Genomic DNA, 21,440 nt, shown 5'->3' on the forward strand with positions numbered 1-21,440 from the left:
CCCCATGCGATACCTCCAGGCACTGTTCGCCGGCACCTGGGCCATCGCCCGGGCCGAGCTGGCGATCGTGCAGCGCTTTCCGCGCATCCTGCTGGCCGTGGTGGCGGTCGGCGTGGTGCCTGCGATCTATGCGCTGATCTATCTCTCAAGCGTGTGGGATCCGGCCGGCCACACGGCCGACCTGCCCGCCGCCATCGTCAACCAGGACCAGGGCGTGACCTACATGTCGCGCACGGTCAACGTGGGCGACGAGCTCACGCACACCCTGCTCGACAAGCGCGCCTTCGGCTTCCGCACGATGACCGACGCCGAGGCCGCGCGCGCCGAGGTGCGGCGCGGCACGCTGGCCTTCGCGCTGCTGATCCCGCCCGACTTCAGCGCCAACGCGGTGCCCGGCACGCAGCGCGGCGCGGGGCAGATCGTGGTCTACACCTCCGAGGGCAACAACTACAGCTCGGCCGGCCTGGCGCGGCGCTTCGCGGGCGAGCTGGGGCACCAGGTCAACGAGATGCTCAACGAGCAGCGCTGGGGGCTGGTGCTTAGCGCAGCGTCCGGCTCGCAGGCGCGGCTCGACAAGCTCAAGCAAGCCCTGCTGGAACTGCGCGACGGCAGCCAGACGCTGGCCAGTGGCGCCGCCCAGTACAGTGCGGCCGCGCAGCAGCTGGGCAGCGGATTCAAGCAGCTCAACGGCGGCATCCGCACCATCGAGTCGAAGCTGCCGGCCGATGCCGACCTGCGAGCGCTCAAGGCCGGCTCGCAGCAGCTCGCGTCGGGCCAGCGCGAACTTGGCAGCGGGCTCGCGCAGATCGGCGACGGGCTCGAGCAGCTCGAAGGCGGCGCCGGCCAGCTAGGCGACGGCGCGCGCAGGATGCAGAAGGACACCGCCGACATCCCCTTCGTGGGCGATCGCATCGCCAAGGGCGCGGGCGAGCTCGCCGCCGGCGCCGACAAGCTTCGCGGCGGCATCGAGCAGGCGCAGGCCGCCATGACGAAGGCGCAGGACGGCAGCCACAAGCTCGCGACCGGCGCGACGGCCCTCGACGGCGGCGTGGGCAAGCTCACCGACGGCATGACGGCGCTCGCCGCCGGCATCCACACCATGTCCGGCAAGCTGCCGCCCGACCGCAAGCTCGACGAATTCGTGCAGGGCGGCGCGCAGCTCGCCCAGGGCGCGGAGCGCCTGTCGACCGGCGTGCGCACCATCGAGGCCGCCCTGCCCGCTTCGATCACCCGCATCCAGGGCAGCGCCTCGGGGCTGGCCGACTCGGTCGAGCCCAAGGTGGAAGTGGTGGCGCCGGTGGCCAACAACGGCAGCGCCTTCGTGCCCAACATGGTGTCGGTGGCGCTGTGGATCGGCGCGGTGATGGCGGGCTACCTGTTCAACATCCGCATCGTGCTGTCGGAGCACAGCCACTATCCGAAGCTCGCGAAGACGCTGGGCAAGATCACCATGCCGGCGCTCATCGTGCTGCTGCAGGTGGCGCTGGTACTGGCGACGCTGGTCGGCGTGCTGCAGGTGCAGGCGCCCGACGTACCCGCGCTGGCGTTGACGATGGCGCTGGCCTCGCTGGTGTTCCTGGTGGTGCTGTTCGCGATCCTGCATGTGTTCGGCGACTTCGGCCGCATCCTCACCGTGCTGCTGCTCACGCTGCAGCTGTCGGCCGGCGGCGGAGTGCTGCCGGTAGAGCTTTCGGCCGGCTTTTTCCGCGACGTGCACGGCTGGCTGCCCTTCAGCTGGGTGGTGCAGGCCTTCCGCGCCGTGATGTTCGGCGCGTTCGACAACGGCTGGGCGCATGCCTGCGGGGCTGTGCTGCTGTCGGGTGCGGTGGCCGTCGGGCTGATGGCGCTCTTCGGCAAGTGGAACGAAGTGCTGCCGGCGGACTACAAGCCGACGATCCAGGTCTAGGCACGGCCATGTGACATCGATGATGTAACATTCAATCCGTCACATGAACACGCCAGCCGTCACCGATGCCGCCGAGGAACTCTCCATCGAGGAGCTGGCGGCGCGCACCGGCGTGACGGTGCGCAACATCCGCGCCTACACCACCGCCGGCCTGCTGCCGCCGCCCAGGCTGCGCGGCCGGCTCGGCCTGTACGGCGAAGAGCATGCACAGCGCCTCGCGCTGATCCGCGAACTGCGCGACCAGGGTTTCGGCATCGAGGCCATCCGCCGCATCTTCGGCCGCGCGCCGGCCTCCGCCTGGCGCGACCTGGTGGCCGTGGCCCGCTCCGTTTCGGGCAGCCTCTTCGCCGAAGAAACACCGGTGGTGGTCTCGGCCGACGCGCTGGCCGCCAAGTGGAAGGGCCAGATGACGCCCGCCCTGCTTGCCCGCGCCACCAAGGCCGGCCTCATGCGCGAGCTGCCCGACGGCCAGGTGCAGATGCTCAGCCCCGCGCTCGGCCAGATCGCCGAACAGCTCGCCGCGCTCGGCCTTCCGCTGGAGGAAGCGATCAGCATGCAGGAAACCATGGCCCGCACGCTGCGCACCGTGGCGCGCCACTGGCTGCGCACGCTGGCCGACAACCTGCTGAGCGGCGACGCCATCGAGGCCGGGCGAACCGCCCAACTGCTCGAACAGGCCCGAGGGCTCGCCACCGGCGCGGTGCAGGCCGCGTTCCCCGTGATCCTGCAGCAGGAGCTCGACGCCCTGCTGCGCCGCAAGGCCAGCTGAAACGATGACGACACGAACCCGCCACGCCACTCGCCCCTTCCTGCCGAGCCTGCTGCCGGCGCTGCCGGCGCTGCTGGTGCTGTGCAGCCCGGCCTTCGCACAGACCCAGCCGCAAGCCGGCCGCGACGACGCTCTCTCCCTCAGCTTCGACGCCGCGCGCGCCCGCATGATCGACCGCTCCGACAAGCTGGCCGCCGCCCGCGCGGCCGTCGACGCCAAGGAACTGCAGAGCCAGGGCCTCAAGGGCCTGGGCGGCCCGTCGATCAGCGTCTCGGGGCTGGCCTATGCCTACAACGCAAACCTGAATCTCGACCTCGACCCGCTCAACCAGAAGCTCGGGCAACTCGGCTCCTCGCTGCCGACCTCCATCCAGAGCGTGATCGCGCGGGTGCCGATTCCGCAGCTGCCCAACAGCTACACGCTCAACCGCCACGACACCGGCGCCAACGCGTCGATCTCGGCCGTGTGGCCGCTCTACGTGGGCGGCGCGACGGACGCGGTGCGCGGCTTCGTATCGGCCCAGACGCGCGAGGCGCAGGCCGATGCCGAACAGGCCGGTCACGAGGTCGATACCCTGCTCGTGCAGCGCTACTTCGGCGCGCAGCTCGCACGCCGCGCTGCCGCCCTGCGCCTGCAGGCCGAGCGCACCATCGCCCAGCACGACTCGGCGGCGCAGAAGATGCTGGCGGCCGGCGTGATCTCGCGCGTCGAGCGGCTGCAGGCGAGCGCCGCGTATGAAGAAGCGCGCCGCAACGCGCGCAAGGCCGAGAACGACGCAGCGCTCGCGTCCGTCGCGCTGGCCCGCACGGTGCGCGCCGACGGCAGCGTGGCGCCCCAGACGCCGCTCTTTCTCATCAGCACGCCGATCGAGCCGCTGAACTACTTCATCGACTCGGCGCTCACGCGGCACCCGGGTCTCGACAAGGTCGCGGCCAAGAAATCGCAGGCCGAGCAGTTGCACGAAGGCGAAGAGGCGCTGCGCCGGCCGCAGGTGATCGCCTTCGGCACGCGCGAGCTCAAGAGCGGCAATGCGGACTGGGTTGCCGGCGTCGGCGTGCGCTGGACGCTGTACGACTCAGTCGACCGCGACAAGCTCTCGGCCGCCTCGCTCAAGCAGGTAGAACAGGCCGAACGCACCGACGCGCAGGCGCGCAGCGACATCTCGCTGCTGGTCGAGCGCAACTGGCGCGCACTGGAGAACGCGCGGCGCCAGTACCTGGAGATGAAGGCTTCGGTCGAGCTGGCCCAGGAGGTCGTGAAGCTGCGCACCGCCGGCCTGCGCGAGGGCACGAGCACCACGCTCGACCTGATCGACGCCGAGACCAACCAGGCCAAGGTGCTGACCGAACGCGCGCAAGCCGCCAACGACTACGTGCAGGCGCTCGCGCAGCTGCTCGAGAGCGCGGGGCTTTCCGAGAAGTTTTCCGACTACATCGCGCGTGCCGACGTGAAGGTGAATTGATGATGAGTGCCAAGACCCGAAAACTGATCGCGATCTTTGCCGCCCTGCTCGTGCTGGCGCTGCTCGTCTGGGGTTTCTGGCGCGCGTCGCGGCCCGCGCCGGAAGTGTTCCAGGGCCAGATGGAGGCGCGCGAGACCGACGTCGCCGGCAAGGTGACGGCGCGCATCGCCGAGGTGCCGGTGAAGGAAGGCGACCGCATCCAGGCCGGCACCGTGCTGGTGCGAATGGACAGCCCCGAGGTGCGTGCCAAGCTCGCACAGGCCACCGCCGCCGAACAGGCCGCGCAGGCCGTCGCCGAGAAGGCGCAGAACGGCGCCCGCCCGCAGGAAGTGGAAATGGCGCGCATGCAGTGGCAGCGCGCCGAAACCGCTGCGCAGCTCGCGCAAACCTCGTTCCGCCGCGTCGACGGACTGGCGCGCGACGGCCTGGTGGCCGACCAGAAGCGCGACGAAGCCGAGGCCAACTGGAAGGCTTCGCGCGACGCAGCCATCGCGGCCAAGGCGCAGTACGACATGGCGCGCACCGGCGCCCGCCCCGAGGACAAGGCCGCAGCCAGCGCGCAGGCCCGCCAGGTCGCCGGCGTGGTGGCCGAGGCCGAAGCCGCCAAGGCCGAGACCGAGCTGCGCAGCCCCGTGGCTGGCGAAGTGGCCAAGGTGCTGGCGAAGGTCGGCGAGCTTTCGCCGCAGGGCGTGGCGGTGGTCACGGTGGTCGACCTGAGCGACCAATGGGTGGTGCTGAACGTGCGCGAAGACCGGCTCTCCCGCTTCGCGCTGGGCGACGAGTTCGACGCGCACCTGCCCGCGCTGCCCGAGGGCAAGCGCACGGCCCGCTTCAAGGTCTACTACAGCGCCGTGCTGCCCGACTTCGCGACGTGGCGCGCCACGCGCGGCGGCACCGGCTTCGACGTGCGCACCTTCGAGGTCCGCGCGCGGCCGCTCAAGCCCATCGACGGCGCGCGGCCCGGCATGAGCGTGCTGGTGGACTGACGCGGTTGCACGGATTTCCGCGATGAGCCTCCGCGGCTTCTCCACCGCCAGCGCCAGGCGCGAGTTCGCGCTGCTGCGCACGCGCCCGTGGGACCTCGCGATGATCTCGTGGGTGCCGCTGCTCGGGGTGTTCCTGATCTGGTGGATCTTCTCGGCCGGCCTGCCCGAGCGACTGCCGATCGGCGTGCTCGACCAGGACCACTCCTCGCTCTCGCGGCAGGTGGTGCGTTTTCTCGACGCCACGCCCGGCCTGCGCGTGGCGCAGCGCTACAGCGACGAAGGCGAGATGGCGCGCGCACTGACCAGCGGCGCCGTCGACGCGGCAGTGCAGCTGCCGCGCGAGCTGAGCCGCGACGTGAAGCAAGGCCGTGCCGGGCAGGTCGTGCTGCTGCACAACGCGCAGCTGGGCACGCATTCGAGCCTGATCCAGCGCGACGTGCGCACCGCCGTGGGCACCGTCTCGGGCGGGGTCGAGCTCACTGTGCGCAACAAGCGCGGCGAGTCGATGAAGGCGGCGCGCGTGAGCATGGAGCCGATCAAGGCGAGCATGGTGGCGCTCTTCAACACGTCGACCGACTACGAGCAGTTCCTCGGGGCCGCGCTGATTCCGGCGCTGCTGCACATCCTTGCGATGACGGCCGGCGCCTGGGCCGTGGGACGCGAGCTGCGCGACCGCAGCATCGGCGAATGGCTGGGTGCCGCGCCCCGGTGGCACGAGGTGCTGGCCGCACTGGCGGGCAAGCTGGTGCTGCCGTTCGCGAGCCTGTCGGTGGTGGCGCTGGCGGCGATGCTGTGGATCACCGCGGGCCGGGGCTGGCACCCGGTCGGCTCGCTCGGGTGGACGCTCTTCGCGCTGCTGGTCTTCCTGGCGCTGTCGATCGCGCTGGGGGCCTTCGTGGCGGCGCTCACGCGCTCGCTGCGCACCGCCCTGTCGGCCACGGGCTTCATCACCGCGCCTGCCTTTGCGTTCGGCGGCGTGGGCTTTCCGCTGGTGGCGATGCCGCTGCTGGCGCAGCTCTGGGCCAACCTGCTGCCCTACACGCACTACATCCGCGTGCAGATGGAGCAGCTGCAGATGGGCGCGCCGGTGGCGTACTCGGTGGCGACACCGCTGTGGATGGTGCTGGGCACGGGCGTGCTGATGGCAGCATGCGCCGGGGCGCTGGTGAAGGCCGCCAAGGCGCCCGAGAGCTGGGGTGGACGCTGATGGCTGACGAAGGCCTCCGCTTCGGCTCCGCATGGCGCGAAACCGCGCTCGCGGTGCTGCGCGACAAGGGTGTGCTGCTGATCATGCTGCTCGCCCCCATCATCTACGGCTTCTTCTATCCGTGGCCCTACGGCACGCAGGCCGTGACGCGCGTGCCGGTGGCGGTGGTCGACCAGGACCACACCGGCCTGTCGAGGCAGATCGCGCGCTTCGCCATGGCCAACCCACGTCTGGACGTGCGCATGGTCACCGGGGACGTGGGCGAGGCGCAGCAAGCGCTGTGGCGCGGCGAAATCGAGGGCTATGCGCTGCTGCCGGCCGACCTGAAGCGCAACGTGCTGCGCGGCACCTCGGCCGTGGTCACCATCGAGGGCAACGGCGCCTATGCGCTGCTCAACAAGGCGGTGCTGTACGGCTTCTCGGAGGCCGTGGGCACGGTGTCGGCGGGCGTCGAGATCCGCAAGCTGCAGGCCGGCGGCCAGAGCGCGGTGCAGGCGGCACGCAGCCGCAGTCCGCTCAACACGCAACTCATCGCGCTGTTCAACCCCACCGAGGGCTACGGCAGCTACGTGGTGCCGGCGGTGGCCTTGCTGATCCTGCAGCAGACGCTGCTGATGGGCGTGGCGATGCTGGCCGGCACCTGGGCCGAGGCTGGGCGGCTGCGGGCCTCGATGGGCGCCTGGCTGGGACGGCTGGGAGCGCTCTCGGCGTTCGGCTTCCTGAGCGGCCTCTTCTACTTCGGCTGGGTGTTCTTCCTGCAGGACTACCCGCGCGGCGGCAACCCCTTGGGCGCGCTGGTGCTGCTGGCGTTCTACGTGCCGGCGATCTGCACGGTGGGGCTGCTGCTGGGCTGCTGGTTCCGCGACCGCGAGCGGGCCTTGCAGGTGCTGCTGTTCACGGCGCTTCCGATGGCGTTTCTCTCGGGCTTCTCGTGGCCCGTGGAGGCCTTGCCGGAGCCATTGCGGGCGTTGCGCTGGCTCTTTCCGAGCACATCGGGCATCCAGGCCTCGCTGCGGCTCAACCAGATGGGCGCGCCGCTGCATGACGTGCTGCCCTATCTGGGCGCGCTGCTGGCGTTGACCGTGGCGGGGCTTCTGACGCTCCGGCTCGTGGCCACAACGCCGAAGCAGGCCTAGCGTCGGCTCTCTGCGGCCACGGCGCGCACCAGCCGAGTGGCAGGCGCCACCAGTTCGCGCAGGTCGCCCGCGCGGTTCTGCTCGATGGCCTGCAGCACCAGTTCGTTGATGCCGCCCACCACCGTCATCGCCATCTCACTCGTGAGATGCACAGCGGGGCCTTCCGCGTCGCCGTTGCCGCTGCTGTTGATGGCGGCCTGGATGAAGTTGGCGATCTCGTCGTTCACCCGTCGCCGCACCACGAGCCCCGGCATTCCGAGGCCCAGGATTTCCACGAACAGCGTGCGCAGCAGCACCGGGTCTTGCGCGAGGTAATCGAAATACGCCGTCATCGCCTGCTCGACCTGCGCATGCCACGGCTGCGCCGGATCGAAGGCCTCGCTCACCGCCTGCAGCGCCAGCCGGCTGGCGGTTTCATAGAGCGCGATCAGGCACTCGGTCTTGGTGCTGAAGTGCTCGTAGAAAGTGCGGCGCGACACCGCGGCCTCGCGCACGATGTCGGCAATGGTGGTCTCGGCATAGCCCTTGGCCGCCACGGCATGCGCCATGCCCTGCAGCAGGCGCGCGTAGTGCTCGCTCCCGGGGCCCTCCGCGGACTTGGAGGGAGCCGGTCTTTCGATGGTTTCGCTCATGGAGGACACATTTTCCTACGCCCGGGTACTTGACAGTACCAATTCACAATTGCAACATGGCAGCACGCGGTACGCAGATGTACCAACAGACCCGCCCCACGCAATCCATGCTTTTCCAAGGCTTGTTCCCATGACCGACCTCGTTGTACGCCGCCTGCTGATCGACCTGCAACCGCCCTTCGCGCGCAACTGGTGCGGCGGCGACGCATTCTCGACCGCTTTCTTCAACGCCCTTTCGATGAGTTTCCCCTTCGGCGAGCAATTCTTCATCGACGCGGTGCGCGACGCCGTCGCCACGCTGCCGCCCGAGACGCAGGAGCAGCACAAGGCCGACGTGCGCGGCTTCATCGGACAGGAGGCCACGCACCGGCGCATTCATTCGCTCTTCAACAACCATCTGGAGAACCAGGGGCTGGTCGACCGCTGGACGGCCCGCGCCAGCAAGCGCATGGAGCTGATGGAAGGCGCCGACCCGCGCCACGCGCTGGCGGTGACTGCGGCCACCGAGCACTTCACGGCCATGTTCGCCGAGTGGCTGCTGGCCCATCCCGGCATCCTCGACGGCGCCGAGCCCCGGCTGCGCACCATGTGGCTGTGGCACAGCGCCGAAGAGCTGGAGCACAAGAGCGTGGCCTTCGACATCTACAAGGCCGCGGGCGGCTCCGACGAATGGCGCACGCGCTGGTTCCGCCGCGTCACGATGATGTTTCTGGGCGACCTGATGCGCCAGACCATCGACAACCTGCGCCACGAAAAGCAGCTGTGGAAATGGTCGACCTGGAAGAGCGCCGCGCGCATCCTGCTGAGCCGCGACGGCCTGCTGCGCGGCAACATCGCCGGCTGGCGCAGCTACCTGCGCACCGATTTCCATCCGATGCAGCAGGACAGCAGCCTCTCGGAGCGCTGGCTCGCGGACAACCGCGCGCAATACACGCCGGTGGGCGTAGCGCCTGAGGCGGCGGCCGCGCGCTGACGGCGCCGGCCCGCGCTCAATCGCTCAGAAGAAGGTCGCGCGGGTCGTCGTGTTGCCGCCGGCCTGCTGGTGCTCGGGGCGCATCTGCAGATCGTGCAGGGTGTCGAAGTCGGACGGGGCGTCCGGCACGCGCATCACCACTTCCAGCTCGTGCATCGACGCGACCCAGCGGCCGGCCGGCGATTCGGCCGGTTCGTCGTTGGCGAACACGCCGTCGCGGATGTAGAGCGTTTCGCCCTCGGGGCGCTCCGCGTGCAGCTCGATCAGGCGCGCGATCGAGAAGTTGTATGTGACGAGCTTCTCGCGCGTCTTGCGGTCCTTGCCGCCGCAGTTGAACGAGCCCTCGGCGGCGATGACGATGCAGGAGCCGTCCACGCCGCCATCCATCTCGATCTCGTTGCCCGAGCGCCAGATGGCGTTGGGCAGGCGCACGCGCACCTTGTCGATGACCAGGTCGCGCTGCTTGTTGAGGCTGCCCAGCGGCGGCACCAGGGAACGCAGCTGGCGCAGCCGCTCGGCGAAGTTGTCGTCCATCAGGAACTCGACATGGTGCGTGGCGCTGCCGGAGGAGCGCCTGACCACCTGCATGACCACGTGGCGCGACTTAGCCATGGCAGAGCCCCTCAGCAAAGGTTGAATTCCGTGGCCCGCACGGGGCGTGGACGGCTTGGCAGCAATTCATTGGAAATCGGCGACTGAATGGATTTTTGATTACATGCAATTACATGCATCATTTGTGTCCAACTGTATAGCGATTACCGGGAATGTGGAAGGCCATTCCGTGACTTATGCACGAGGAAATGTCGCCAAAATGCCTCGTCGATGTGCTAGCAGCTCGCCCGCACCAGAGGCAGAAAGCCCTTATTCGAGGGCTTCGTCGAGCGCCTTGCACGAAGGCGCGCAGACGGTCTGCGACTTGCCCAGCACCTGGCGGGTTCGCAGCTGCGAGCGCACGCGGTGCTTGCCGCACATGAAGCACGACATGGTCGCCCCGCTGAAGGAGGCCGAGGCGCGGAATGGCGAACCCGGCGCCTTCGACTTGTAGCGCAGGCCGTCCGCCACCACTGCCGTCTTCACTTCACCCTTCGCCATGCATTTAGTCCTTGCTGTTTGGTTCGGCACGGCGCATCGCGCGTGCAATGGCTTCCCGGGCACCGATTTCGGCCGCCAGGGAAGCGTCCAACGCCGAGCGGCAAAGCCCGGCGTGCTGGTAGTTGAGGTTCTCGTACACCTCGGCCGCGGCCGGATAGGCATCGAGCAGGCGACCGAGTTCGGCGCCCTGCTCTATGTCCTCGAACTCGTGCACGAGGTGTTCGACCACGGAGCGGTACTGCTCCGCACCCACGGGTACGGGGCTGTGCTCGAGCTTTTCCAGCAGTTGCGCCAAAACATGGGTCACCGCCAGATCGGCCTTGGGAGACGGATTATCGGTCGTGTTCATGATCGGCATCTGGGGGCAGCATACGCCTATGCAAGTGGCTGCTCGTACAGGGTTGTCTCCGGCGGGTCGGCAGTTGCGGCCTTTCCGGCCTTCTGCTGGGCCGCCTGCATCCGCTGCAGCAGGCTGTGAAGCATTTCAGTGGACAGCCCGTGGATCACCAGCCGGTGCCCCGCTCGCAGGGTCGACAGCGGCACCAGCGGGTGCTTGTTGTTGACCAGAATCAGGTGCTCCGGCGCGTTCAGGATCGTCGCCGCGTAGATGCCGATGGTTTCATCGAGCTGCAGGGAATTGGCTGCCCGCCAGAAATCGTTGTCCGTGAGCATCAACTGGTACAGCGGCGTGAAGAGTTCGATGGCGCTTTGCAGATCCAGAAAGTTGAGCCTGCCCTGCGGCATGTCTTCCAGCCGCAGCCCTGGCTCCTTGATCATCGAGAAATCGACTTTTTCCGCCTTGCCCAGCGCCAACCCCTTGTCGCGCAGCGCGGTGTTCAGCCTGATCACGAAGTTGAAGAGGTTCAGGTCGTGCTTCAGGAACATCTCGTCCTTCAGCGCGTCGATGTCGGCCGGCTCCAGAGGGCTGGTGGCCACCGGCGCCGGCGAATTGCGCCCGATGAAGGCCAGGATCTGCGAGCCCAGGTGGAAGTGCCGCAGGATCAGCCAGTTGGCCTCCGGCGACACGAAGCGCTTGAGCCCCCAGGCCAGCAGCCGGTGCAGCAGGAGCGAATGCGACCAGTTGCGCGGCACGAACACCTTGGCGATCTGGATCAGGATGATGGTCAGCCGCGCGATCGGCCGCAAAAAAGGCAGCAGGTACTGGCGCGAACCCGAGCTCGAATCGGCCAGCCAGGCGGACTTGACGTCGTCCGGCAGCGGTGTGCTCTGGTCGAGGTAGAGCGCCAGCCAGGGGCTGGGGTCGCGCTCGTCGTGGGCTTGCTTCAGAAATTCAGGCGTTCGATCCATGGGGCATCCGCTGCGTGATGTGTTGGAACTGCATCAGGTACAGCGCGGCCGTGTGGCGCGCCGTCTCGACGATCTGGCTGGCGGCGCGCGGCTGCCCTTCCACCGCCATCACCATTTCCACCGCCGTGAGCCAGCGGCTCAGGTGGTTCTCGTCGTTGTGGCCGTGGTACTCCAGGAAGCGGAAGGCGTCCGGCGGCAGCTTCAGGCTCGCCTTGAGCAGCGGCAGCAGCGCCGGCACGATGCGCTGGCCCGTGCCTTCGATGATGTAGATCGCGCCCAGCAGGCCGATCGGGTCGCGCGTGGCGGCAAGGCCGTGCAGGTAGGCGTTGAGGGCCTCGCCGCCGGGGTTGCGGCGCAGGTCCTCGATGTTCTCGACCGTGCCACCCGCCTTGCGGTAGTCGCTGAAAAGGATGTTGAAGTCGTTCTGCTCCTCGCCCGCGTGCACACCGATCAGCGAGGCCAGCACCTGGTACGGCTCGCTCAGCGAGGCAGCGCCTTCGCGCATCCACTTGCTGCCTTCGCGCACCTGCGGCACCCATTGCTCCATCCAGTTCAGGTAGTCGGGCACGGCAAAACGGCGCTCGCGGATCTGGCGGATCAGCGGCGTGCGCCACACGCGCGAGCGGTAGTCGTGCCAGATGGCGGCCAGCTCGGTCAGCAGCGCGCCCAGCCCTTCGGGCGCGGCGGCGGGGTCGTGCGGGGGCGCTATCACGAGATCGTCGTCCGACACGGCCGCGGCGCGTGGCGCCACCGCGACGGGCGCCGCATCGACGGCCTCCACCTCCCACAGCATGTACGCCGCCATGAAGCGTCCCGATTCCGGCACGTAGCAGAAGATCTGCTCGCCCGGTTTCAGCGCCTTGGTGTGCAGGAACTCCGCCAGCATCACCAGGATCGACGCCGCCCCCGTATTGCCGCGCCACGCGAGGTTGCTCCACCAGCGCTCGCGCGGGATCGACAGGTCGGCCTTGGCCATCAGGTCCTCGACCACCGGGATGAATTTTTCCGACGAGTAGTGGCACAGGAAGTGATCGACCCGCTTCGGATCGACCCAGCCGTCGCGAACCAGCCCCGCGTACTCGTGGATGCCGATGTCGAACAGGTGCGGCAGCAGCCGGATGTCCTGCCGCAGCGACAGCGCCCCCGCCGCTTCGGCCTCCGCCCAGGAGCCGAAGTCGAGATGCCCGCGCGCCCGATCCTCGGTGAGCCCCAGCTGCATGCAGACCGGGTAGTCGCCCGAGAACGCGCGCTGGTGCACCCACTTCAGCTTCAGCCGCAAGCCCGGCGAGCCTGCCAGGACCGATGCGCCATCAGACAGCATCAAGGCCCCTGCCCCATCGGACAGCATCCAGCGCAGGAAGTGCGAGTCGAAGTCGGTCTCGTAGCCGCGGGCCGCGAAGCGCGAACGCTTGAAAAGGCGCGATGGCATCTCGCTGGCAACCGCCATCGCCGAGCGGTGCGCGCCCAGCTCGATGCCCTGCGCAGCGGTCTGGATCGCCGACACGCCCGCGGCGCAGATGCCGTGCACCGAATGTGTTTCCATCGGCTGCGCCGCCAGTTCGCCCTGGATCATGTTGGCGAAGCCCGGCATCAGCGTGTCGCCGCCGGAGGAGCCGCTGGCCAGCAGCGACACCCGCGAGAGCTCCGCCCCGCCGCGCCGCAGGCAGTCGCGGATCGCGCCGGCCGCCATCTGCGCGTTGGTGTGCCGGGTCATGCCCTCGGCGTCAATGGCGTAGTGCCGCGTGAGGATGCCGTTCTCCGCCAGGATGCGCCGCTTGATGCGCTCCGACATGCGGTTGAGCGGCGCGATGTACGCGTCCATGTGGTCGTTGGAGACGGGCTCGCCCGGCATGAAATAGCCGGCGCTTTCGAGGTACACGCGTTGGAATGGGACAGGCATGGTTCAGTGGGTTGATGGATCGCGGGGCATCAGCGGGCGGCTGCGAAAACGCGGCCACACGGCCCCCAGCACGAAGACGCGCACCATGTAGGGCACCAGCCCGCCCTCGTTGAGCACAGGGTCCACCCGCGCGCGGTAATGCGCGCGATGCAGGCGGGTGAGCTCGGACCAGTGGGCATGCGGGTTCTCATGGTGTGCGGTGTGCAGGCCGATGTTGAACAGCAAGGGGTTCACCAGCCCTTCGAAATTGCGCGCGTAGTTCAACCGGCTACCCGCGGTATCGCGCGGCGCCTCCTTCCGCGCGGGTTTGCGGCCGTCGGCGTGCGCGTGCTGCAGGTAGTTGGTCGCCAGCAGCCAGTGCAGGCCGTGCAGCTGCGGCACGATCACGAACAGCAGGGCCTTGCGCCAGTCGATCGCCAGCAGCACCGCCCAGCTCGCCAGCCACAGCGCGTACTGCGCCATGCAGTAGCGCCAGGCGCCCCGCCGGTGCCGCCGCAGCCGGCCGAGCCACGCGAAGAACAGCGGCATCAGCACCCAGACGGCCTGGAACGGATGCAGCAGGTACCCCCACAGGTGATTGGTGTCGCCGCCGAAGCGGTAGGTGCGCGCCACGTCCTTCGGCCCGTGGCGGTGGCGATGGTGGTTGGCGACGTGCGCGGGCCAGAACACGAAGGTCGGATGGCCCTGCAGCAGCGTGATCCAGAAGTCCGTGATCCGGTTCATGCGCCGGCTGCGCCACATGCGCAGGTGCACATGGTTGTGGTGGATCACGCCGACGCCCAGCGTCAGGAACAGCATCAGCCCGTACAGCACCACGTTGAAGCCATGGAACCACTGCCACGCCGCCAGCGCGGGCAAGGCGACGAGATAGGCAAGGCTCTGCCAGTCGCGCCAGTGACGCAATCTCGGCAGGCGGCGGCTCACCTCAGGCCGTGGTCGCGCCATGCTTCTTGCGGAAAGCCTGAAGAACCGGTTCGGCCGCATCGGCCGCCACGCGCGTGCCGAACAGCCGGTCCATGAAGGTGAACTGGAAGCCGTAGTTGCCGTTGTGCACCGCGTGGTGCAGGTGGTGCCGGCGGCTCGCCGCGAACCAGTGGCTGTACGACACGCCCGTGAAGAAGTCGTAGTTCGAGTGCCCGACGCAGTTGAAGAACAGGCTGAACACCGGCACCGCCGCCAGCGACCAGAAGCTGAAGTCGTGCACCACCATCGGCAGCAGGATCACGTTGCCCAGCATCAGCGCCTCGATGGGGTGGAAGCTGTAGGTCGACCACGGCGTGGTCACGAAGGAGCGGTGGTGCGGCCCGTGGAAGCGCCGCAGCCAGCGCGTGTGCAGCAGCCGGTGGTTGATCCAGAAGTGCACGTCGTTCCAGATTGCCAGCACGACGATCTCCACCGCGATCTGCCGCCAGCCCGCATCGGGATCGAGCCGCGCCCAGCCCAGCTGCAGCAGCCCCCAGGGAAACACCATGCCCAGCCCGAAGATCAGCACCGACACGCCCGACTGCGTCAGCTCGCGCCGAAGCTGCCCCGGCTGCAGCGGCCGCGGATCGAGCACCCGCCCGATGCCCAGCGCCGGCAGCACGCGCCTGGTGAGCAGCCAGGTGGCCGCGCCGAAGCAGAGATAGATGCCGCCGAAGAAAAGCAGTCCCCACAGCATGACCTGCGGGGCGGACAACGAAGTGAAAGTCTGCGCCATCCCCCGAGGCTACAACAGCATCTCGGGGACGATCGGCGCGATCAGCATGTTGTAGAAGCGCTGGAAGAAACCCGACTCGGGCTCCGAGGTCAGGATCATCTCCTTCTCGCCGTCGTTGGTCAGCCATTGCAGCGTGCCGGTGTCCTTGGCCAGCCGCAGCCGGTAGGAGTTCTGCAGCTTGCTGATGTTGATCACCCGCAGCATCTCGCGCGCCAGCTGCGGGCTGTCGACCACCACCCCCATCTCGGTGTTCTGGCTGGCCGAGCGCGGATCGAGGTTCATCGAGCCGATGAAGATGCGCGTCTTGTCGATGGCCGCCGTCTTCGCGTGCAGCCGCCCGAGCGACTTGCCGAACATGCCGAAGCGCTCGCCCGCGCTGGTGCGCTGCGGGCTCAGCTCGTACACGTCAGCGCCGCTTCGCAGCAGCCGTTCGCGGTAGCGCGCGTAGCCGGTGTGCACCAGCGGCTCGTCGTTGGCCGCCAGCGAGTTGGTCAGCAGCGTGAGCTTGACCTTGCGCCGCGTCAGGTCCTGGAAGGCCTCCATGCCGCGCTCGCCCGGCACGAGGTAGGGCGAGGTCAGGTCGACCTCCGTCTTGGCGTCCATCAACAGCCCCCAGACCTTCATCGTGACGCTGGTGGCGATGGCCTCGTCGGCCGTCATGGTCGTGGGCTTGGTGGGTGGATCAGCGATCGCGCGGGCCTCGCCCCACAGGAGCCCCATGCGGCCGGCGTCGAGCTCCTCCGCTATGGGGCCGTAGCCGAGGATGTCGGACGGCGGCAGCACGATCTTCGGCGGCGGCGCGGCCATGCCAACCCAGCCATCGAAGTCGGCGCCGGTCGGCTTGCGGCCACCCTCGCCCGTCACGATGTCGGCGATGGGCCAGACCTGCTCGCTGTTCCAGTAGGCATCGAAGATCGATTCGAGCTGCGGCACCACCTTGCCGACCACCAGCGCGTCCATGTCGATGAAGTTCTGCGCCTCGCTCAGCACGAAATATTCCTCGGCGATGTTGCGCCCGCCCACCACCGCCATCACGCCGTCGGCGATGAAGAGCTTGTTGTGCATGCGGTGGTTGAGCCGCGAGATCTCCCAAGGCGAGGCCGCGAAGCGCGACAGGAAGCCGTTGCGCCCGCAGCAGAACGGGTTGAAGAGGCGCACGTCCACGTTGGGCGTCTCCGACAGCGCCAGCAGCAGCTGCTGGCTTTTCACGGTGTACAGGTCGTCCACCAGCACCCGCACCTTCACGCCGCGCATCGCCGCCTCGCGCAGCGTGCGCAGCAGCAGCCGGCCGACGGGGTCGTTCTCGAGCTGGTAGTACTGCACCACCAGCGAGCGCTGGGCCCGCTGGGCGAGCTGGATGCGCGCGTCGAGCGAGTACACGCCCAGCGGCATCAGCCGGAATCCCGAGTGCTCGTCGGGCGGCGTGGAGGCGGAGGCAATCTTGGCGAGCGTGGTCGAGGGATCGGCGGATGCGGCGAATTCGGCGGGCCGCTCGCGGACGGGTGGCAGCGAGCCGCAGGCGCCAAGCAACGCCATCAGCGCACCCGCGAGCGCGACGCGCAGAAATGATTGGAGCCAGGCGTTCATGATCGTGTTTCCATGAGGTCGTGTTCTTGTGGTTTTCTGTCCTTGTTCCTGCAGTACGCCGGCCGGTCCGCTCCGGTTTCAAGGCGCTTTTTAGCCTCCTTTTCGGGAAGGCTCCGGCCTAGAATTCGATCCACACCGCTGCGGAGTTACATCATGGCCCGTTCACTCCCCCACCGCATCGCCTGCCTCGCCTTTTTTGCGGCTCTTACGAATACAACCTGGGCCGCCCTCGACATCGGCGACCCGGTGCCCAAGTTCACCGCCAACGCCGCCCTCGGCGGCAAGACCTTCCGCTACTCGCTGGCCGACGCGCTCGCCAAAGGCCCGGTGGTCGTCTATTTCTTCCCTGCGGCCGACTCCAACGACTGCTCCATCGAGGCCCACGCCTTCGCCGAGGCCATCGACCAGTTCGCCGCGCTGGGCGCCAGCGTGATCGGCGTTTCGGCGGACGACATAGGTACCCTGTCGAAGTTCTCGGTCAAGTCATGCCAGAGCCGCTTCCCGGTCGCCTCGGATGAAGGCAAGACCGTGATCCAGGGCTTCGACGCCCTGATGCAGACCCGCCCCGACTTCGCCAACCGCCTGTCGTACGTGATCGCGCCGGACGGCAAGGTCGCCTACTACTACCAGAACCTGAATCCGGACAAGCATGTGGAGCGGATGCTGAATGCGGTGAAGGCGCTGCCGAAGGCGAGCGCGGCCAAGTAGCGCCCGGGGTCTGAGTCCCGCCGGGCCGCGGGTTTGGAATGCTTCGCGCAAAATCCAGCCCCATGCAGCTCAACTACATCGCCAACGCGGACGTCCCGTCCTCCTCCGGCCGCACCCTGCCGGTCATCGACCCTTCCGACGGCCAGCCCTTCGACGAAATCCAGCGCAGCAATGCCGCCGACATCGACTCCGCCGTGCGCGCCGCGCGCGACTGCTTCGAGGGCGTGTGGCACAAGGTCAGCGCCGCCGACCGCGGCCGCCTGCTTTTCAAGCTCTCGCAGAAGATCGCCGAGCACGTCGACGAGCTCGCGCTGATCGAGCAGCGCGACTGCGGCAAGCCGGTCAAGCAGGCCCGCGCCGATGCGGTGGCGCTGGTGCGCTACTTCGAGTTCTATGCCGGCGCCTGCGACAAGCTGCACGGCGAGACCATTCCCTACCAGGACGGCTACAGCGTCTTCACCTGGCGCGAGCCGCACGGCGTCACCGGCCACATCATTCCCTGGAACTACCCGATGCAGATCTTCGGGCGCAGCGTGGGCGGCGCCCTGGCGGCTGGCAACGTGTGCGTGGTGAAGCCGGCGGAAGATGCCTGCCTCTCGCTGATCCGCGTGGCGCAGCTGGCGGCCGAGGTCGGGTTCCCGGCCGGCGCACTGAACATCGTGACGGGCTACGGCCACGAGGTGGGCGACGCGCTCGCGCGGCACGCGGGCATCGACCACATCAGCTTCACCGGCAGCCCGAAGATCGGCACGCTGATCCAGCAGGTGGCGGCCGAGCGGCATTGCCCGGTCACGCTGGAACTGGGCGGCAAGAGCCCGCAGATCATCTTTGCGGACGCCGACCTGGACGCGGCCATTCCGGTGGTCATCAACGCCATCGTGCAGAACGCCGGCCAGACCTGCTCGGCCGGCTCGCGTGTGCTGATCCAGCGCGACATCTACGAGCCGCTGCTCGAGCGCCTGGGCCACGCCTTCGAGGCGCTGCGCGTCGGCCCCGCGGCCATGGATCTCGACGTAGGCCCGCTGATCCGCCAGACGCAGCAGCAGCGCGTGTGGGACTTCCTGAGCGACGCCCAGCACGCCGGCATCCCGATGGTGGCGCAGGGCATCGTGGTCGAGGAAGCGCCCGAGACCGGCTTCTACCAGGCCCCCACCCTGCTGCGCGACGTGCCGGTGAGCCATCGTCTCGCGCAGGAAGAAGTGTTTGGCCCGGTGCTGGCCGCGATGCAGTTCGCCGACGAGGACGAGGCTGTCGCACTGGCCAACGCCACGCAGTTCGGCCTTGTTGCCGGCGTGTGGACGACTGACGGCGCACGCCAGTTCCGCATGGCCAAGCGCGTGAAGAGCGGCCAGGTGTTCATCAACAACTACGGCGCCGGCGGCGGCGTCGAGCTGCCCTTCGGGGGCGTGAAGTCGTCGGGCTATGGCCGCGAAAAGGGCTTCGAGGCGCTGTACGGCTTCACCACCCTGAAGACCGTTGCCGTCAAGCACGGCTGAGCCCCTTGGCGCGCCGCGCGGGCAGGCGCGTCAGCCTAGCGCTGTGTCGAGCAGCATCATCAGCACGAAGCCAATCATCAGCCCGCTCGTGGCGAAGGCTTCGTGCCCCTTGCGGTGCGACTCGGGAATGATCTCGTGGCTGATCACGAACAGCATCGCGCCCGCCGCGAAGCCCAGCCCCCAGGGCAGCAGCATCGCCGAGTGGCCGACCACGGCCGCGCCCAGCACGGCACCCAGCGGCTCGACCAACCCCGAGAGCATGCCAATGAGCACGGCGAACCCACGGCCGTAGCCCGCGGCCAGCAGCGCCACCGCGACGACCAGGCCCTCCGGCACATCCTGGATCGCGATGCCGGTGGCCAGCGCGTCGGCGCGCAGCCCGTTGTTGGCGGCGTAGCCGACGCCGATGGCCAGGCCCTCGGGCACGTTGTGCAGCGCGATCGCAAACACGAAGAGCCAGGTGCGGCGCAGTTGCTTGGCCACGTTGCCTTCGCGGCCCTTGATGAAGTGCTCGTGCGGCAGCACGCGATCCATCAGCATCAGCGCGAGTCCCCCGAGCAGGATGGCGGAGCCGATCACCCCGCCCGCCGCCCAGCTTCCGCCGCCGAAGGTGCCTGCGTTCTTCGCGGCCTCCAGGCCCGGAATGATCAGCGAGAAGGCGCTCGCCGCGAGCATCACGCCGGCGCCGAAGCCGAAGAGCGTGTCCTGCAGCCGCTCGGGCAGCTTCTGCGAGAACAGCACCGGCAGCGTGCCGAGCGCCGTCGCCAGCGCCGCGACCGAGCCGCCGAGCAAGGCGTTCCACACCAGCGGATCGGATCGCACGAACTGCCAGAACTGCAGGGCGCCTACCAGCACGCCGGCCGCGACGATGGCGAAGCCGATCCGCTCACGCACTGGCCGCACCGGCCGCCCGGGCCTCGGCTGCAGCGCCTGCGCCACCGTTCCCTGTTGCGGCTCGTTCATGCCTCTGCCCCTCAGCCGCCTGTGGCGGCAGCGTGGCGCCGGGCCACTTCGGCCCAGTTCACGACGTTGTAGAAGGCCGCGATGTACTCGGGGCGGCGGTTCTGGTACTTGAGGTAGTAGGCGTGCTCCCAGACGTCGAGCCCGAGGATCGGCATGTTGCCCGAGCCGATGCCGCGCATCAGCGGGCTGTCCTGGTTGCCGCTGCTTTCCACGGCGAGCTTGCCGCCGGGGCCCACCGAGAGCCACGCCCAACCGCTGCCGAAGCGTGTGAGGGCGGCCTTGGTGAATGCGTCCTTGAAGGCGTCGAAGCCTCCCAGGTCGGCGTCGATGGCCTTGGCAAGCGCCCCGGTGGGTACCCCGCCGCCGCCCTGCCCGACGGGCGCCATCACGGTCCAGAACAGGGTGTGGTTTGCATGCCCGCCGCCGTTGTTGCGCACCGGCGCGCGCAGCGCCCCGGGCAATTGCTCGAGGCCGGCGATCAGATCTTCGACCGGCGTTCCCTCGTGCAGCGTGTCTTTCAGCGCCGCGTTGAGGTTGCTCACATAGGTCTGGTGGTGCTTGCCATGGTGGATTTCCATCGTCTGCGCGTCGATGTGGGGTTCGAGCGCATCGAAGGCATAGGGCAAGGCTGGCAGGGTGTACGGCACGGTCGGGAAGCTCCTTGGTTGAAAGAGCCCTTTGCGTTGTCGACGTGTGCGTACTCAGGCGCTCAAATGATAGGAATTCTCATTGTCCATGTCAAGACAACCATGGCACGGATGACGCAAATCAGCCAATTCCGGAAGCTTTCGGCAACGATCGATACACTGCCCTACGGCATGTTTTCCGGGAGATCTCCAACGATGAAGCTCGCACGATCCATCCTTCTTCCCCTTGCACTGCTCCTTGTCACCGGCCTCGCCGTCGCGCAGAACGCCACGACGCCGCCAGCAGGCGACTACATCTACGAAGGCGGCAGCGGCTCGCTGCGCATCAAGCCCAACGGCCACTTCGACATCACCACCATCGGCGCCAACGCCCACACCTGCGCGCTCGACGGCACCATCGCGCGCGGCAAGGCCAAGCTCGACGACACCGGCTGCGTGGTGAACTTCGCGGCCAATGCCGACAAGCTGCAGGTCACGACCAACGGCTCGGACGAGTGCCGCGGCTACTGCGGCATGCGCGCGGCTTTCGAAGGCACCTACATCCGCCCCATTCCCTCCTGCACCGACAAGGCCGTGGCCGGCTCGCGCAAGACCTTCAAACGCCAGTACGACGCCAAGGACTACGCCGCCGCGCAGACCACCCTCGCGCCCGTGCTCTCGGACTGCGACAAGACACTCGACTGGATCACCAAGGCCTGGTTGCGCAACGACCTCGCCCTCACGCAGTACAAGCTGAACGACCGCGCCGCCTGCCTCAAGACCCTGCAGCCGCTGGCCGAGGACGCCGCGCGCACCGACGACGGCATCAAGGAAAACTACCCGCCGGCCGACGCCGACATCTACCTGCCTGTAGTCCGCGCTACGCGCACGAATCTGAAGCTCTGCCGCGGATAGCGCCGGGCGGTTCAGGCACGGACAGCGCCGGGACCGCCGTGCACGGTTTTCGTTTTTTCACTCACCACAACAAGA

21 protein-coding genes are annotated in these 21,440 nt (G+C 68.3%); 10 read left to right on the top strand and 11 right to left on the bottom strand.

Annotated elements, in window-relative coordinates; genetic code table 11:
- The first annotated feature begins 4 nt into the window (after positions 1-4).
- From AC1VNX_RS19100 to AC1VNX_RS19125, 6 genes are read left to right on the top strand one after another with little or no spacing between them, the layout of a single operon-like run.
- Positions 5-1,906: a YhgE/Pip family protein gene (locus AC1VNX_RS19100; protein WP_483158394.1), complete on the top strand. Its 1,902-nt coding sequence runs from the start codon at positions 5-7 to the stop codon at positions 1,904-1,906.
- A gap of 43 nt (positions 1,907-1,949) precedes the next feature.
- Positions 1,950-2,675 (top strand): MerR family transcriptional regulator, encoded by a 726-nt coding sequence (locus AC1VNX_RS19105; protein WP_483158396.1) that lies wholly within the window; start codon positions 1,950-1,952, stop codon positions 2,673-2,675.
- A gap of 4 nt (positions 2,676-2,679) precedes the next feature.
- Positions 2,680-4,137: a TolC family protein gene (locus AC1VNX_RS19110; RefSeq protein ID WP_483158399.1), complete on the top strand. Its 1,458-nt coding sequence runs from the start codon at positions 2,680-2,682 to the stop codon at positions 4,135-4,137.
- The gene (locus AC1VNX_RS19115) at positions 4,137-5,123 is read left to right on the top strand and encodes an HlyD family secretion protein (RefSeq protein WP_483158401.1); all 987 of its coding nucleotides are present in this window, start codon (positions 4,137-4,139) and stop codon (positions 5,121-5,123) included. Before AC1VNX_RS19110 ends, AC1VNX_RS19115 begins: the two co-directional genes overlap by 1 nt.
- A 22-nt stretch (positions 5,124-5,145) precedes the next feature.
- Positions 5,146-6,330: an ABC transporter permease gene (locus AC1VNX_RS19120; RefSeq protein ID WP_483158403.1), complete on the top strand. Its 1,185-nt coding sequence runs from the start codon at positions 5,146-5,148 to the stop codon at positions 6,328-6,330.
- Positions 6,330-7,466, top strand: a complete 1,137-nt coding sequence (locus AC1VNX_RS19125; RefSeq protein WP_483158405.1) for an ABC transporter permease — start codon at positions 6,330-6,332, stop codon at positions 7,464-7,466. The genes AC1VNX_RS19120 and AC1VNX_RS19125 overlap by 1 nt, the downstream gene beginning before the upstream one ends.
- Here the strand turns inward: AC1VNX_RS19125 and AC1VNX_RS19130 are convergent.
- Entirely contained in the window at positions 7,463-8,098 is a 636-nt protein-coding gene (locus AC1VNX_RS19130; RefSeq protein WP_483158408.1) for a TetR/AcrR family transcriptional regulator, read from the bottom strand. The genes AC1VNX_RS19125 and AC1VNX_RS19130 overlap by 4 nt on opposite strands.
- A 130-nt stretch (positions 8,099-8,228) precedes the next feature.
- On the opposite strand from AC1VNX_RS19130, the gene AC1VNX_RS19135 reads away from it, so the two are divergent.
- Positions 8,229-9,071, top strand: coding sequence for a metal-dependent hydrolase (locus tag AC1VNX_RS19135; protein WP_483158410.1), 843 nt, complete (start codon positions 8,229-8,231; stop codon positions 9,069-9,071).
- Between the two features lie 24 nt (positions 9,072-9,095).
- Here the strand turns inward: AC1VNX_RS19135 and AC1VNX_RS19140 are convergent, their stop codons facing one another.
- From AC1VNX_RS19140 to AC1VNX_RS19175, 8 genes are all read right to left on the bottom strand, one after another.
- On the bottom strand, positions 9,096-9,683 hold the full coding sequence (locus AC1VNX_RS19140; RefSeq protein ID WP_483158412.1) for a hypothetical protein: 588 nt from the start codon (positions 9,681-9,683) through the stop codon (positions 9,096-9,098).
- Between the two features lie 249 nt (positions 9,684-9,932).
- Positions 9,933-10,163, bottom strand: a complete 231-nt coding sequence (locus AC1VNX_RS19145; RefSeq protein ID WP_019653008.1) for a hypothetical protein — start codon at positions 10,161-10,163, stop codon at positions 9,933-9,935.
- Positions 10,164-10,167: 4 nt separating this feature from the next.
- Complete coding sequence (locus AC1VNX_RS19150; protein WP_483158414.1) at positions 10,168-10,512, bottom strand: hypothetical protein; 345 nt, start codon at positions 10,510-10,512, stop codon at positions 10,168-10,170.
- A 26-nt stretch (positions 10,513-10,538) separates the two neighbouring features.
- Positions 10,539-11,471: a DUF6999 family protein gene (locus AC1VNX_RS19155; RefSeq protein WP_483158416.1), complete on the bottom strand. Its 933-nt coding sequence runs from the start codon at positions 11,469-11,471 to the stop codon at positions 10,539-10,541.
- Positions 11,455-13,371: an iron-containing redox enzyme family protein gene (locus tag AC1VNX_RS19160; RefSeq protein ID WP_483158418.1), complete on the bottom strand. Its 1,917-nt coding sequence runs from the start codon at positions 13,369-13,371 to the stop codon at positions 11,455-11,457. Before AC1VNX_RS19160 ends, AC1VNX_RS19155 begins: the two co-directional genes overlap by 17 nt.
- Before the next feature lie 3 nt (positions 13,372-13,374).
- Positions 13,375-14,316, bottom strand: coding sequence for a fatty acid desaturase family protein (locus AC1VNX_RS19165; RefSeq protein ID WP_483158420.1), 942 nt, complete (start codon positions 14,314-14,316; stop codon positions 13,375-13,377).
- Positions 14,297-15,070: a sterol desaturase family protein gene (locus tag AC1VNX_RS19170; RefSeq protein WP_483158422.1), complete on the bottom strand. Its 774-nt coding sequence runs from the start codon at positions 15,068-15,070 to the stop codon at positions 14,297-14,299. The genes AC1VNX_RS19165 and AC1VNX_RS19170 overlap by 20 nt, the downstream gene beginning before the upstream one ends.
- A 9-nt stretch (positions 15,071-15,079) precedes the next feature.
- A complete protein-coding gene (locus AC1VNX_RS19175; protein WP_483158424.1) occupies positions 15,080-16,657 on the bottom strand; it encodes a phospholipase D-like domain-containing protein in 1,578 nt (525 codons plus the stop codon).
- A gap of 153 nt (positions 16,658-16,810) precedes the next feature.
- Here AC1VNX_RS19175 and AC1VNX_RS19180 point away from each other — a divergent pair, with 153 nt between their 5' ends.
- Both AC1VNX_RS19180 and AC1VNX_RS19185 read left to right on the top strand, forming a co-directional pair.
- The gene (locus AC1VNX_RS19180) at positions 16,811-17,365 is read left to right on the top strand and encodes a peroxiredoxin (RefSeq protein WP_483158426.1); all 555 of its coding nucleotides are present in this window, start codon (positions 16,811-16,813) and stop codon (positions 17,363-17,365) included.
- A gap of 62 nt (positions 17,366-17,427) precedes the next feature.
- Positions 17,428-18,861, top strand: coding sequence for an aldehyde dehydrogenase family protein (locus tag AC1VNX_RS19185; RefSeq protein ID WP_483158428.1), 1,434 nt, complete (start codon positions 17,428-17,430; stop codon positions 18,859-18,861).
- Between the two features lie 30 nt (positions 18,862-18,891).
- On the opposite strand, the gene AC1VNX_RS19190 is transcribed toward AC1VNX_RS19185, so the two are convergent.
- Together AC1VNX_RS19190 and AC1VNX_RS19195 are read right to left on the bottom strand one after the other, a co-directional pair.
- Positions 18,892-19,824, bottom strand: coding sequence for a ZIP family metal transporter (locus AC1VNX_RS19190; protein WP_483158430.1), 933 nt, complete (start codon positions 19,822-19,824; stop codon positions 18,892-18,894).
- A gap of 11 nt (positions 19,825-19,835) precedes the next feature.
- Positions 19,836-20,471: a superoxide dismutase gene (locus tag AC1VNX_RS19195; protein ID WP_483158432.1), complete on the bottom strand. Its 636-nt coding sequence runs from the start codon at positions 20,469-20,471 to the stop codon at positions 19,836-19,838.
- Positions 20,472-20,666: 195 nt separating this feature from the next.
- Between AC1VNX_RS19195 and AC1VNX_RS19200 the strand changes: the two genes are divergently transcribed.
- Positions 20,667-21,365: a hypothetical protein gene (locus AC1VNX_RS19200; protein ID WP_483158434.1), complete on the top strand. Its 699-nt coding sequence runs from the start codon at positions 20,667-20,669 to the stop codon at positions 21,363-21,365.
- The last annotated feature ends 75 nt before the right edge of the window (positions 21,366-21,440 follow it).

Source organism: Variovorax sp. TLI9-5A (assembly GCF_056867935.1).